Annotated in this window: 12 protein-coding genes; 5 read left to right on the plus strand and 7 right to left on the minus strand. The window is 71.6% G+C overall.

Annotated elements, in window-relative coordinates:
* Positions 1–248: 248 nt before the first annotated feature.
* A complete protein-coding gene (locus ACEPPI_RS37285) occupies positions 249–1,121 on the plus strand; it encodes a GyrI-like domain-containing protein (RefSeq protein ID WP_373919704.1) in 873 nt (290 codons plus the stop codon).
* A gap of 90 nt (positions 1,122–1,211) precedes the next feature.
* On the opposite strand, the gene ACEPPI_RS37290 is transcribed toward ACEPPI_RS37285, so the two are convergent.
* Positions 1,212–1,919 carry an alpha/beta fold hydrolase gene (locus ACEPPI_RS37290; RefSeq protein WP_373919705.1) on the minus strand — a complete coding sequence of 236 codons (708 nt, stop codon included), beginning with the start codon at positions 1,917–1,919 and terminating at the stop codon, positions 1,212–1,214.
* Positions 1,920–2,173: 254 nt separating this feature from the next.
* Here ACEPPI_RS37290 and ACEPPI_RS37295 point away from each other — a divergent pair, with 254 nt between their 5' ends.
* The 3 genes from ACEPPI_RS37295 to ACEPPI_RS37305 are packed head-to-tail and all read left to right on the plus strand — an operon-like array spanning position 2,174 to position 4,618.
* Positions 2,174–2,845: a DUF4097 family beta strand repeat-containing protein gene (locus ACEPPI_RS37295; protein ID WP_373919706.1), complete on the plus strand. Its 672-nt coding sequence runs from the start codon at positions 2,174–2,176 to the stop codon at positions 2,843–2,845.
* 28 nt (positions 2,846–2,873) lie between these two features.
* The gene (locus tag ACEPPI_RS37300) at positions 2,874–3,830 is read left to right on the plus strand and encodes an ATP-binding cassette domain-containing protein (RefSeq protein ID WP_373919707.1); all 957 of its coding nucleotides are present in this window, start codon (positions 2,874–2,876) and stop codon (positions 3,828–3,830) included.
* Positions 3,827–4,618, plus strand: a complete 792-nt coding sequence (locus tag ACEPPI_RS37305) for an ABC transporter permease (RefSeq protein ID WP_373919708.1) — start codon at positions 3,827–3,829, stop codon at positions 4,616–4,618. Before ACEPPI_RS37300 ends, ACEPPI_RS37305 begins: the two co-directional genes overlap by 4 nt.
* Positions 4,619–4,700: 82 nt before the next feature.
* Here the strand turns inward: ACEPPI_RS37305 and ACEPPI_RS37310 are convergent, their stop codons facing one another.
* A complete protein-coding gene (locus ACEPPI_RS37310; RefSeq protein WP_373919709.1) occupies positions 4,701–4,883 on the minus strand; it encodes a DUF397 domain-containing protein in 183 nt (60 codons plus the stop codon).
* A 12-nt stretch (positions 4,884–4,895) separates the two neighbouring features.
* Entirely contained in the window at positions 4,896–5,750 is an 855-nt protein-coding gene (locus ACEPPI_RS37315) for a helix-turn-helix domain-containing protein (RefSeq protein ID WP_373919710.1), read from the minus strand.
* A gap of 199 nt (positions 5,751–5,949) precedes the next feature.
* Between ACEPPI_RS37315 and ACEPPI_RS37320 the strand changes: the two genes are divergently transcribed.
* Complete coding sequence (locus ACEPPI_RS37320; RefSeq protein WP_373919711.1) at positions 5,950–6,354, plus strand: ATP-binding protein; 405 nt, start codon at positions 5,950–5,952, stop codon at positions 6,352–6,354.
* Positions 6,355–6,360: 6 nt separating this feature from the next.
* Here ACEPPI_RS37320 and ACEPPI_RS37325 read toward each other — a convergent pair whose 3' ends face one another.
* The 4 genes from ACEPPI_RS37325 to ACEPPI_RS37340 form a co-directional block, all read right to left on the minus strand.
* Positions 6,361–7,425: a hypothetical protein gene (locus ACEPPI_RS37325; RefSeq protein ID WP_373919712.1), complete on the minus strand. Its 1,065-nt coding sequence runs from the start codon at positions 7,423–7,425 to the stop codon at positions 6,361–6,363.
* 49 nt (positions 7,426–7,474) lie between these two features.
* Positions 7,475–8,293 (minus strand): hypothetical protein, encoded by an 819-nt coding sequence (locus ACEPPI_RS37330; RefSeq protein ID WP_373919713.1) that lies wholly within the window; start codon positions 8,291–8,293, stop codon positions 7,475–7,477.
* 277 nt (positions 8,294–8,570) lie between these two features.
* Complete coding sequence (locus tag ACEPPI_RS37335) at positions 8,571–8,921, minus strand: hypothetical protein (protein ID WP_373919714.1); 351 nt, start codon at positions 8,919–8,921, stop codon at positions 8,571–8,573.
* Positions 8,922–8,948: 27 nt separating this feature from the next.
* The gene (locus ACEPPI_RS37340) at positions 8,949–13,175 is read right to left on the minus strand and encodes a putative T7SS-secreted protein (protein ID WP_373919715.1); all 4,227 of its coding nucleotides are present in this window, start codon (positions 13,173–13,175) and stop codon (positions 8,949–8,951) included.
* Positions 13,176–13,238 lie beyond the last annotated feature (63 nt).

Genomic DNA, 13,238 nt, shown 5'->3' on the forward strand with positions numbered 1-13,238 from the left:
GCACGGCCGCATGCCCTCGACTACCAACTCTCGAACAGGCACGTCATCACTCATGACAGCCACACTGCCACCCGACCACCTTGACCAAAGACATAGGGGCACCCCCCCCCGGCGAGCGGGCCGGGGGAGCCGTGGCCGGGGCGGCTGGGCGGCGGGCCCCGCGTACCCGACCGGAGCGGGCACGGGATGTCGGGTGCGGCAGGCTTGGTCCCTCCTAACGTCGGTGATCGAAGGGAAGGAGGCCGGGGTTGCTGGATCGGTTGAACCAGGCCATGGAGCACATCGAGGGTCACCTCGACGGGCACGTCGAGGTGTCCGAGCTGGCGCGGATCACGGTCACGTCGGAGTACCACTTCCGGCGGCTGTTCTCCTCGCTCGCGGGGATGCCGCTGTCGGAGTACGTCCGGCGCCGGCGGCTCACCGTCGCGGCGGCCGACGTGCTGGCCGGGAAACCGACCTTGCTGGAGATCGCGGTCCGCTACGGCTACACCTCGGGGGAGGCCTTCGCCCGGGCGTTCCGCGCCCTGCACGGGGTCGGTCCCGGCGAGGCCCGGCGCACCGGCGCGGCTCTGAACGCGCAGCCCCGGCTGTCCTTCCGTCTCACCGTCGAAGGGAACAGCACCATGCGGTACCGGATCGTGGAGAAGGAAGCGTTCCGGGTCGTGGGCAGGAAGGCCCGCGTCCCGCTGATCTACCAGGGCGTCAACCCGCACATCGCCGAGCACATCCAGAGCATCCCGCCGGAGGCGATGCTGCGGATCGCCGGCCTCTCGGACCAGGATCCGGAGGGGGTGGTGTCGGCGACCGTGCGGCTGTCGGACGGATTCGAGGAGGGGAGCGAACTCGACTACTACCACGCGGTGGTGTCCTCTGCCGCCGAGCCGCCCGAGGACCTCGACGTACTGGACTGCCCGGCGGGCACCTGGGCCGTGTTCGAGAACTCCGGTCCGTTCCCCGAGGCGTTGCAGCGGATGTGGGGTGACGTGGCCGCCCAGTGGATCCCGTCCAACCCGTACGAGTACCGCCCGGGGCCGGAGATCCTGCGTACCCGCCCGTCGCAGGACGACCCGGCATGGTCCGACGCGCAGCTGTGGATCCCGGTGACCCGCACCACGGCCTGAGCCGGGCGCGCCCGACGATCCGAGGCCGGGGCCGGGGTGCGGGGCGCGGCCCCGGCCCCGCCGCCGCCCCCGGCCCCGGAACGGCAGGGCTCAGCCCCGGGCGGCGGCCTCCAGCAGCACCTTCAGCAGGTCCTCGGGGGCGTCCCGCATCACGTTGTGGCCCGAAGCGAGGGCGTGCGTACGCCAGGAGGGGTCCGCGGTGAGGCGGTCGTAGGTCGCGGTGAAGGGGGAGGCGCCGTCCCAGCCGGTGGCGTAGACGTAGTCCCGGCTGCGGAAGCCGTCGAGCCCGCCCTCCAGGCGGACCGCCTGGAGCAGGGAGGCCAGCGGGTGCGGGGTGGCCCGCGGGTCGAAGAACGGCAGCGGGGCACTCGCGTAGCCCGTCTCGCCGACGCCGTTCAGGTACCAGCCGCGCTCCTGCTCGCTGACCAGGGACCAGCAGGAGTCCCCGTCGGCTGGCACCATCGCGTCGACGTAGACCAGGCCCGCGACCCGCTCCGGGGCGCGGTCGGCGGCGCCGGTGATGACCATGCCGCCGTAACTGTGCCCGACCAGGACGGCGTCGGTGACCTGCTGCTCGGCGAGGACGCCGACCACGTCCTGGATGTGGGTGTCCAGGTTCACCGAGGAGCCGATCAGGTGCTTGCGGTCGCCCACCCCGGTCAGGGTCAGCGGGAACGCCTGGTGGCCGTGGGCGCGCAGCTGCCGTGCGAGCGGTTCGAAGGTCCAGGCGCCGTGCCATGCGCCGGGTATGAGGACGAAGGTGGTCATCCGGTTCTCCTGGGCGGTCGGGTCCGTCACGCGGCGACGGACGGAACGATCTTGCCAGGCAGCCCGGCGGCCGGCACTGAGGGCGAGGACCTCCCGGCATAGCGTTCACCCGCATTCATTGCAACGCGTGCGCTGCTCGACGTTGCATTAGATCCAGCCTCGTTGCAATGATTTCACGTCTCTGAGCTGCGCTAATTCTAATTCAGCGCAACGAATGTGTTGCTCGTTCCATGAACGCAACGTAGCTTTCGGTCATCGGAAAAAACGAGCCGAAGGAAGAGATCATGCAGAAGTTCGCCACCCCCGCCCCGGTCGCCGCCGTCCTCGACATCCCCGCGGGACACATCCGGCTCATCGCCGCCGACCGGAGCGACACCACCGTCGAGGTCCGGCCCGCGAACGCCACCAAGGGCCGTGACGTCAAGGCCGCCGAGCAGATCACCGTCGAATTCCGCGACGGCGTCCTGCACGTCGCCGCCGCACCGGCCAAGAACCGGTTCCTCGGCAACTCCGGATCCGTCGAGCTGACCATCCAGCTCCCCGCCGGCTCCCACGTCGAGGCGAAGGCCGCCGCCGCCGAACTCCGGGGCGTCGGACGCCTCGGCGACGTGACCTTCGAGGGCGCCCAGGCCACCGTCAAGCTCGACGAGACCGCCGGCGCCCGCCTCACCGTCCAGGCCGGCGACATCACCGTCGGCCGCCTCACCGGCCCCGCCCGGATCAGCACCCGGCAGGGCGACCTCCGCATCACCGAGGCCCGCCGCGGCACGGTCGAACTGCGCACCGAGCACGGCGAGATCGCGATCGGCGCCGCCCGCGGAACCTCCGCCACCCTCGACGCCGGCACCGCCTACGGCCGCATCCACAACACCCTCAGCAACGCCGACGGCGCCGACGCCGCCCTCACCATCCAGGCGACGACCTCCTACGGCGACATCACCGCCCGCAGCCTCTGACCCGCAACCTCGAAAGGGAGCCCCTCTCATGACGAACCTGGCCATCGCGGCGAACGGGCTGCGCAAGTCCTACGGTGACAAGAGCGTCCTGGACGGCATCGACCTGGCCGTCCCCGCCGGCACCGTCTTCGCCCTGCTCGGTCCGAACGGCGCGGGCAAGACCACCGCCGTGAAGATCCTCTCCACCCTGATCGGCGCGGACGCCGGTGAGATCCGCGTCGGCGGCCACGACCTCGCCACCGACCCCCAGGCCGTCCGCGCCGGCATCGGTGTCACCGGCCAGTTTTCCGCCGTCGACGCACTGATCACCGGCGAGGAGAACATGCTCCTCATGGCGGACCTCCACCACCTGCCCAAGCCCGAGGGCCGCCGCATCACCGCCGACCTCCTGGAGCGCTTCGACCTCACCGCCGCGGCGAAGAAGCCCGCCTCCACCTACTCCGGCGGCATGAAACGCCGCCTGGACATCGCCATGACCCTGGTCGGCAGCCCACGGATCATCTTCCTCGACGAACCCACCACCGGCCTCGACCCCCGCTCCCGCCACACCATGTGGCAGATCATCCGCACCCTGGTCACCGGCGGCGTCACCGTCTTCCTCACCACCCAGTACCTGGAAGAAGCAGACCAGCTCGCCGACCGCATCGCCGTCCTCAACAACGGCCGCATCGCCGCCGAAGGCACCGCCGAACAACTCAAGCGCCTCGTCCCCGGCGGACACGTACGCCTGCGCTTCACCGACCCGGACCGCTACCGCAACGCCGCCCACACCCTGCCCACCGCCACCCCCGACGACGAATCCCTCACCCTCCAGGTCCCCAGCGGCGGCACCCAGCGCGAACTGCGCACCCTCCTCGACCACCTGGACACCGCCGGCATCGAAGCCGACGAACTCACCGTCCACACCCCCGACCTCGACGACGTCTTCTTCGCCCTCACCGACACCACCACCATCCCCCACCAGCCGACGGAGGCCACCCGATGAGCACCCTCACCCTCGCCGCCCGCGACTCGGCCACCATGCTGCGCCGCAACCTCCTGCACGCCCGCCGCTACCCCTCCCTCACCCTCAACCTCCTCCTCACCCCCGTCATGCTGCTCCTGCTCTTCGTCTACATCCTCGGAGACACCATGAGCGCGGGCATCGGCGGCGGCACCGCCGACCGCTCCGCCTACCTCGCCTACGTCGTCCCCGGCCTGCTCCTGATGACCATCGGCAGCACCACCATCGGCACCGCCGTATCCGTCTCCAACGACATGACCGAAGGGATCATCGCCCGCTTCCGCACCATGGCCATCCACCGCCCCTCCGTCCTCATCGGACACGTCGCCGGCAGCGTCCTGCAGTGCGTGGCCAGCGTGGTCCTCATCGGAGCCGTCGCCGTGGCCATCGGCTTCCGATCCACCGACGCCACCGTCCTGGAATGGCTGGCGGCCTTCGGACTCCTGACCCTCTTCGCCCTGGCACTCACCTGGATCGCCGTCGGCATGGGCCTGGTCAGCCCCAACGCCGAGGCCGCCAGCAACTCCGCGATGCCCCTGATCCTGCTGCCCCTGCTCTCCAGCGCCTTCACCCCGGTCCACTCGATGCCCGGCTGGTTCCAGCCCATCGCCCAGTACCAGCCCTTCACCCCGGCCATCGAAACCCTCCGCGGCCTCCTCCTCGGCACCGAGATCGGCAACAACGGCTGGCTCGCCGTCACCTGGTGCCTCGCCCTCACCGCCCTCGGCTACCTCTGGGCCACCGCGAAGTTCAACGCCGACCCGAAGTAACCGCCGTGACAGCGCATCCCCCGTCCCGCCCCAGGGGCGGCGTACCCCGACACCGCGCGGGAGACGCCGCCCCGTCGGCGTTTCAGGCCCCGTCGCCGCGGACGGCTCCGAGGAAGACGGCCCAGGCGGCGGGGGAGAGGGTGAGGGTGGTACGGGGTGCGGGGCTGTCGGCTATGAGCACCTGGCCTTCGTGGGCCGTGGCCACGTACACACAGGAGCTGCCTTCGGCGCAGTACGAGGACCGCTGCCAGTCGGGTTCGGGCACGGGGGCTTCCCCTCACAGGTTGCGGACGATGTCGTGGATCAGGTCACGGGTCCGCCCCGGTGGCAGGGCGACCGCGTCGAGCCGGTCGAAGAGCAGCCGGTACTTGCTCAGTTGGGGCTCGGTGTCGAGGAAGGCGAGCCCGTGCGACTGGTCCAGGTAGACGGTGTCGAGCCGGGGCACCGTGCCGTGGACGCAGTAGACGGACTGGCCGGATCCGGGGAACGTGCCCACCGAGAACGGAATCACGCGCAGGGTGATGTGGTCGCGCTCGCTCATGTCGAGCAGGTGCTTCAACTGGGCCGCGAAGACGGACGGACCGCCCGCCGCGATGCGCAGGGCGGCCTCGTGGACCGTCGCCCGGTACGGGGTCGGGTCGTCCTCGTAGAGGACCCGCTGGCGTCGGACGCGGAACGAGACGCGGTCCTCGATGCCGGGCGGAGGGAGCGCCGGAACGGCCTGCCGGAAGATCTCGCGGGCGTGTTCGGGCGTCTGGAGCAGCCCGGGGATGTGCACGGTGATGGCGTCCCGGAGCATGCGGCCGTGGTGCTCCAGCTCCGCGAGGTCCAGCCAGGCCGCGGGCAGCCGGTCACGGTACTCCTCCCACCAGCCGGCCCCCTTGCGCTCGCCGGTCATCGCGATCAGCGCGTCGACCAGCGAGGTGTCGGAGCAGTCGTAGTGGCGGGCGAGGATACGGATCCGCTCGGGGCTGACGCCGAACCGTGCGGCCTCCATGTTGCTGACCTGGTTCGGCTTGATACCGAGGAGCCCGGCGGCCTCGGCGGACGTGAGCCCGGCGCGTTCGCGCATCCGGCGCAGCTCGGCTGCGAAGCGCAGTTGACGCGCGGTGGGGCTGCTGCGAATGGGCATCGTGCGTTCCTCCGCGAGGAAGTGTCACCCACACGAGTGGGCGTTGCCTGCATTTAGCGCGAAGCGCCTAACTCATTAAGCGGACCTCTCTGTCGTTGCTGTCAGGCCACCGCCTGGAAGAACCCCGCTCGACGGAGCGACCTGGTCACCGGGCACCGCATGCGCAGGGTCCAACTCTCCTCCTCGAGCGGAGACTTCCATGGGCGCTACCGTAACTCCGTCCTGGGCCTACACCCTCCACCTCCCGCACGATCCCCGCGCCGCGGGCATCGCCCGGACCACCCTGCGGGCCGTGCTCCAGCGCCACGGCATGACCGCTCTCGCCGACACCGCCGAACTGCTCGCGAGCGAACCGGTGTCGAACTCCCACCGCCACACCCGCGGCCCCTGCGCGCTCCGGCTGCGGGCGATGGCGGCCGGGCGGCTCCGGCTCGGGGTCTGGGACACCGGTCGGGACATCCCGTCCCCCTTCGGCCCGGAGCCGGCCGAGGACGCGGAGGGCGGGCGCGGGCTGGTCCTCGTACGGCTCTGCGCGGACCGGTACGGCTCGTACCGGCTGAACGGGCCGCACGCGGGGAAGCTGCTGTGGGTGGAGTGCTTGTGACCGCGCTCAGACCGTGGCTTCGGCCCACCGGTTGAGGGTCTGGGTCTTGCCGTCGTGGGTGAGCCAGGTGCCGTCGCCGAGCGGGAGCAGGTAGCCGGTGGCGGGGGCGCCGGGGTAGGTGACGCGGCCGCGGACCTCCAGGGTGCGGGCGTCGAGCAGCCAGTGGCGGGACAGTTCCGGGTTCTCGTCGGCGTCGCAGTCGACGGTGGAGGCGATGACCGTGTCGGCGTCGACGAAGCCGCAGCCGTAGTCCCAGCAGGGCCGGTCCTCGTCCGCGTCCTCGTCGGCCGGATCCGGGGTTCCCGTGGCGAGGACGTCACCGTCCAGTGCGTGCAGGTGGAGGTCCCTTCCGTAGTGCTCGACCGTGAGGAAGCCCCGGTGGCCCGGGTGGACGTCCATCAGGATGCGGTCCATCGACTCGTTGAGGTCCCAGTCGACCAGCTGCGTGCCGTCCCACCGGGCCCAGTGGAGCAGGATGCCGTCCTGGCCCATTCCGATGGACAGGCCCATGTGCACGCCGTCGGGGTGGGAGAGGTGGTGCGAGCCGGCGGCGGCGCTGTCCAGGGGCAGGCGTGCCAGCTCCCGCCCGTCCGCGGCGTCGAGGACGACCCAGTGCTCCTGCTCGCCGATCACGACGTGCGCCCAGACGGTCCGGCCGTCGTCCGAGACCCGGCAGGACCCGTGTTCGAGGCCCCGGCACACCTCCTGCTCGTCCCCGGTGTGCGGGTGCCCGAGCTCGGGCCCCCAGCAGCCGTGCCGGTACTCCCAGAGGGTCTCCCCTCCCGCGCCGACGGCCCGGACGGCGCGCTGGCCCGAGAACACGGCGTACGAGGCGTCCGGACTCAGGGAGTTGACCCCGCGGTCCCAGCCGGGCCAGGGGAGCGGGAAGGCGGCGACCGGGGCGTGCTTGCCCGCGAACAGCTCGTCCAGGTCGTGGACCTCCAGCTCGTGCCCGTGCGGCAGCAGGGCCCGGCGCGGGCCGCCCGCCCGGCTCTCGAAGCCGTAGCCGTTGACGAGGGCGCCCCCACCCGGCAGCACCACGGAGTCGCGCAGTTGTACGGAGATCGACATGCCCCGAACGTAGCGACCCCCACTGACACCGGCCGCGCGCCCGCCCGTCTCAGGCCTTGAAGCGCACCCAGGAGTCCCCGGCCCGCAGCCACAGCACCCCGTCCCGGCCCTGAGCGCAGCGCAGCACGACCGGTCCGGGGACGGCGACCCGCTCCTCGGCGACGGCCTCCAGGACCCCGCCGACCAGCCGGGCGCGGGTCAGGGTGACGGCGGGCCGGTTGTGATCGCGGCGGCTGAACACGGCCCGGTCGCCGCGGACGGCGATGCCGTCGATGTCCGTCACCGGGCTCCGGAAGGTGGTGACCTCGCCGGTTGACGGGGTGATCCGGCTCAGGTGCGTCCCCTCGCGGCAGTACCAGGCCAGCCACACCCGGTCGCCCTCGGTGCAGCCGGTGCGGCCTTGCACGGGGCCGGCGGGGAAGGGCGTACGCGGCGTCCAGACGGCGCCGCCCCGACTGCTCCAGCCGGCCAGCGCGCCGCGGGACTCGGGGTGGTGGCCGAAGATGCCCTCGTCGCCGTAGGCGGTCCAGATCCCGCCGCGGCGACTGCCGACGACGACCTGGACGTCGTCGCCGATGCAGAACGCACCCTCGCGGCGCCCGTCGCGGTCGTACACGTACGCGTTGTCGGCCCAACGGCCCTGCCGGTCCTGGCCGGAACGGCCCGACACGAGGAGGAACCGGTCGCCGGGCAGCAGGGCGAGATGGCTGATGTGCGGCGGCACGCCCCGCACGGCCACGCGCCGCCGGACCCGCCCGTCGGCGCCGAACACCTCCAACGCGGCGTCGAACGGCTCCGCCGCACCCCACCCGACCCACCCGGCGACGTAGTCCGACCGCTTCAGCACCCGCTCGTCCACCCGCACCACGCCGAGCTCCCCCCGAGCCCCGACGCTCCACCACAACGCCCGCGCATCCCCGGCCGGCAGACTCCACACGGCAGCCGACTCACGCACAACCACAGCCGCACACCTCAAGTACTCCGGGCCCCAACGAACCCGAAGATCCCGACGTTACCTACGGACCCGACCCCGGCCTAAGGCATTTCCGGGGCCGCCGGAGCGGCAGGCGCGACGCCGGATGAAGATGGAACTCAGCCGGACAGCCCTTAGTAATCCTGCTGGAGCATTAGGGCGAGGTGTATCCCTATGTGATCAGAGTTTCCTCATGGAATTCCAGGCTGGGGAATACTTGTAGGGTCATGTGCCCGATCGTGTCTTCTGTTCTGAACTCAACGACGATCTTCGTTTTTTGGAATTCTTCAAGGATGCGCAAGAGTGTTGCCCCTTCGCGGTGGATTCGGATCGGGATCCCTTCTGCTGAAGGCGTCCAAAATAGTGCGACGGACTGCATCATTGCATTGTATGAGAAGGTGATGTCTTGGCCGGTGATTTCGGAAAGATATAGCGTGTATCCGTGTTCGCCTTCGGCTGTGGGTTCGACGCCGAAGGCGTCGACGAATGCCTGAGGGGGTGGTGTTGTGAATTCAGGACTCATGTGGATGCTCCTACGGGGTGGCCGATTTTATTTTATACTGCGCCAGTAGCTCCCACCCTTGATGATGACGGTTGTGAGTCGATGGGAGCCGTCGGCCGCGATCTGCCATGACGCTTCCATTGAGCGCATTCCGTTGGGTCCCATGATCAAGGAGCGGGTGATTCCAAATTCTCCGTGTTCGCTGGTGAACCTTCTTTCGAAAATCCCCGTGGATGCTGCTTCCTCAAGGTGGGACCTGACGTACGCGCGCGACGCTGGGGTGTCGCTGAAGCCGATGCTTCTCAGTTGCTCCGCGTTCTGCTTCGCGCGGGGTGAGTTGTGTGGATCCGGTTTGATGTCGCGGTTGAACAAATAGTCGAGCTTCCGGTCGTGGATCTCCGGGCAGGGCGCGAGCCCCAGCGGATCAGACCACGTGTGGGGGTTGTCGACGTACGTCGCCGGGTTCGGGGCCGGGGACAGGCCCAGGGGGTCCGGGGTGAGGTAGCGGGCCGTTTCGGGGTCGTAGGTGCGGAAGAAGTTGTGGTGGAGGCCCGATTCGGGGTCGAAGTACTGGCCCGGGAAGCGGAGTGGGGTGTAGGCACTCGCGTCGCGGGTCCAGGTGGTGGTGCCCCAGAGGGTGGAGCGGGCGCGCCAGGCGATGGCGCCCGACTCGGATATGAGCTCTTTGGGGGTGCCGATCAGGTCGGTGACGATGGCGAAAAAGCGCTCGTCGGTCGTGCCGATGACGCGTTCCGCCTGGGTGAGGGGGTGGAGGCCGTCGTGGGTCCAGGTGAGGGTGACCGGGCCGGCCGTCTCCTCGCAGAGGGTGGTGCCGTCCCAGGTGAAGAGGGTCTGCTCAGCCACCTCGCCCGTGGGGGTGAGCCGTTGTTTCGACGTGCGGCGGGCCAGGGCGTCGTAGCGGTAGCGCCACCGCGTGCCGTCCGGGGTGGTGACCCCGGTCATGCGGTCTTCCGCGTCCCACTCGTAGCGCCAGGTGTCCGGCTTGCGCGAGAGGCGGGTCTTCCGGCGCAGGACCGTGCGGCCCAGGGCGTCGTACTCGTAGCGGACCGCTCCGGCGGAAGTGATCCGGGTGCCCGTGTACGTACGGGCGCCGTGGGCCTCGGTGCCCGGGTGGTGGGTCGGCCAGGCCGCGCTGGTCTGGTTGCCGGCGTCGTCGTACGCGTAGCGCTCCGACCAGTTCGCCGCGTCGACGGCCGTGACGCGGGACGCCGGGTCCAGGGTGAACGTGCTGGGGCCCGCGAGGGCGTCGTCCATCGAGGTGAGGGCGCCGTCCGCGCGGTACGCGTAGCCGCGGCGCTGGAGGGTGCGGCCGTCCTCGCCGACCACGTGCTGGCCGGTGAGGCGGCCGAGGGGGTCGTACTCCTGGGTGAGGGAGAGGCCGGCGCCGAGGGTGCGCCTCAGCTCCCGGCCCGCCGCGTCGCGCTCGAAGGCGATCGTGCGGCCCGAGGCCGTGAGCGCGGCGCGGCGGCCGGCCGCGTCGTACGTCCACTCGGACCGGGCGCCACCCGGTGTGGTGCGGACGGTGCGGCGGCCCAGGGCGTCGTACGCGTACGCGGTCGTGCGCCCGTCCACCGTCTCCGCGAGCAGGCGGCCGTGGCGGTCGCGCTCCCGGGTGAGCGTGGTGCCGTCCGGGGAGACCGCCCGCTGCAGCTCGCCGAAGGCGTCGTAGGAGTAGGAGGTGGTGCCGTCCGCCGTCTCCTTGCGCACGAGCCGGGAGAGGGGGTCGTGCGCGTACGTGGTCCGCGCGCCGACCGCGTTCGTACGGGAGGCCAGGCGGCCCGCCGGGTCGTGGGCGTACGTCAGCGTCCGGGCGTCGAAGTCCGTCTCCGAGGCGAGGCGGCCGGCCGGGTCGTAGGCGTAGGTCCAGGTCAGGCCCTGGGGGTTGGTGACGCCCGTGAGGCGCAGCTCGGTGTCGTGGGTGAAGGTGTGGCGGACCCCGTCGGGGCCGGTCCGGGCCGTCAGGAGGTCGAAGTCCCCGTACTCGGAGACCGTCACCCCGCCCAGCGCGTCGGTGTGGGTGACGCAGTTGCCCTCGCCGTCGTACGTCCAGGACTCCGTGCTGCCGTCGGGGTTCTCCCGGTGCAGCAGGCGGCCCTCCACGTTCCAGGTGAGGCGGGTGGTGTGCCCGAGGGGATCGGTGACGGCGACCGGCCGGCCGAAGGCGTCGCGGGTGTAGCGGGTCGTCGCGCCCAGGGGGTCGACGGTCTCCAGCAGCAGGCCCGCCGGGTCGCAGCGCACGGTGGTGACCGCGCCCAGGGCGTCCGTCACGGACGCCAGGTGGCCGTGCTGGTCGTACGCGAAGCGGGTGGTGGTGCCGTCCGGGGCCGTGGCCGAGGTGCGGTTGCCGCGGTCGTCGTACGTCGAGCGGAAGGTGCGGCCGTCCGGCTGGACCACCTCGACCGGCAGGCCCGGACCGTCGTACGCCGCCCGGACCTCCCCGCCGTCCGGACGGAGCAGGGAGACCAGGCGCCCCGCGTCGTCGTACGCGAAGCGGGTGGTGTGGCCGAGCGCGTCCGTACGGCTGAGCAGCCGGCCCACGGCGTCGTGGGTGGAGCGGGTCGTGGCGCCGGTCGGGTCGGTCTCGGCGGTGACCCGGGCGTTGTGGTCGACCTCGAACCGGGTGCTGTGGCCGAGGGAGTCGGTGAGGACGGTGGCACCGTCCTCGTACGCGAAGCGGACGTTCAGGTGGCCGTTGCCGCCGGACTGGGCGACGCAGCGGTCCCGGTCGTCGTAGACGTAGTCGAAGCGGCGGTCGTTGGTGTCGGTCCAGGACGTGATCCGGCCGACCCCGTCGTAGCCGAACCGCAGAGGGCGGCCGGACGAGTTGGTGACGTGGGTGAGGTGGCCGTCCGTGTAGCCGTAGCGCAGGACCTCGGTGCCGTCCCCGAGGGAGAGGCCGGTGACGCGCCCCTGCGACGTCGTGAGGCGCAGTTCGTGGCCGCCGCTGTGGGACAGGGACACAGGGGCGCCGGAGGCGTCGTAGGAGAAGGCGATCCAGGCGCCGCCCCGGCCGTCGAGCTGGGTGAGGAGGCCCTCGTCCGAGAAGTGGCGGACGTGTCCGCTCTCCGGGTCCGTGACCGTGTACCCGCCGTCCGCGTCGAGGACGAGCGGCCAGCGCTGCCCGTGGGCGGGAAGCACCGGGACCCCGGGTTCGGGGTGCGGATAGGCGAGCAGGCTGCCGTCCTCGCGGACGAGGACGAGGCCCTCCTCGTCGGCCTCCAGCCGCTGGTCGACGGTGGACGCCCAGGCCGGGCCGAACCAGCGGCCCGTGCGGTACGAGGACTCGAAGGTCCGGGTGAAGACGAGCGGCAGCGACCCCGGCAGGACCAGGTCCGTCTGCGGCAGGATCATCCGGCCCGTGGCCACCTCGACGGGGTCGACCACGCACTTCAGCTCGGCCCTGGCGCGGGCCGCCGCACGGGCCTCGACCTCCACCGTCTGCCGGGCCGCCGTCTTGCCCACCGCGGCTTCCGCCGCCCGGGCAGCGCCACCGGCGCCCTTGGCGCCCACGAATTCGGGCAGGAGCCGGCCGGCGCCCTCGTAGGGGTCGTCACGGAACGGATCGATGAGGCCGCTGACCACGCGTTCGGGGTGGGCGGGAGTGGAGACCAGCCCGGCGAGGGTCATGTTGACGTTCTGGAGGTACTCGCCGGGGTGGGTGACGTTGTACGAGTCGAACGGGCTGAGGCCGCGCGCGAAATTGATCGTCCCGGCAGTGCCCTTGAGGGCTCCGCCGACGACGTGGTTCAGTTCGAGGGCCTGTCCGACTGCCTGATCGGTGACCGTGGCCATGGCCCGCTCGCGTGCCGAGGGGGCGGCCGGGGCGTGTTCCAGGGCGGCCCTCAGGGCGCGGCCGGCCGCCGTCGCGGCGTCGTCCCGCTGGCGGCGGGCCTCGTCCAGGATCTCCTGGGCCCGCTTGGCGTCCGCGACGCCCACGGCGTCCGGTTTGGCGGGCACGGGACCCGGGTTCTTTCCCGACAGGGCGACCGCGTTGTAGGTGTTCACGGCCCTGGAGTAGGCGTCCGCGGCGTCCTGATGGGCCTTGACCGCCTGCTTGTGGAGCACGATGGCCTGCCCGGCCTGCTGCTGCGCCCACTGCACCGTCTCCGCGTAGCGCTCCAGCGCGTCGCCCGCCGTCCGGCAGGCGTCGGAGGCGTGGGGGGGGGCGCGGGGGGGGGCGGGGGGGGGCCGGCCGGGGGCGGCGGGCGCCGCGGGCCGGCCGCCGCCGCCCCCCCCCCCCCCCCCCCCCCCCACGGCGAACTTCTCCCGGAAGGCGTCGGCCGCGACGCCCTTCCAGTGACCGGAATCCAGCGCCTT

Source organism: Streptomyces sp. AB3(2024) (genome assembly GCF_041862025.1).
Taxonomy (GTDB): Bacteria; Actinomycetota; Actinomycetes; order Streptomycetales; family Streptomycetaceae; genus Streptomyces.

Coding starts and splice junctions, on each gene's coding strand:
- ACEPPI_RS37300 (WP_373919707.1), top strand. CDS start 2,874: ATGACGAACCTGGCCATCGCGGCGAACGGGCTGCGCAAGTCCTACGGT.
- ACEPPI_RS37305 (WP_373919708.1), top strand. CDS start 3,827: ATGAGCACCCTCACCCTCGCCGCCCGCGACTCGGCCACCATGCTGCGC.
- ACEPPI_RS37335 (WP_373919714.1), bottom strand. CDS start 8,921: ATGAGTCCTGAATTCACAACACCACCCCCTCAGGCATTCGTCGACGCC.
- ACEPPI_RS37320 (WP_373919711.1), top strand. CDS start 5,950: ATGGGCGCTACCGTAACTCCGTCCTGGGCCTACACCCTCCACCTCCCG.
- ACEPPI_RS37315 (WP_373919710.1), bottom strand. CDS start 5,750: ATGCCCATTCGCAGCAGCCCCACCGCGCGTCAACTGCGCTTCGCAGCC.
- ACEPPI_RS37325 (WP_373919712.1), bottom strand. CDS start 7,425: ATGTCGATCTCCGTACAACTGCGCGACTCCGTGGTGCTGCCGGGTGGG.
- ACEPPI_RS37295 (WP_373919706.1), top strand. CDS start 2,174: ATGCAGAAGTTCGCCACCCCCGCCCCGGTCGCCGCCGTCCTCGACATC.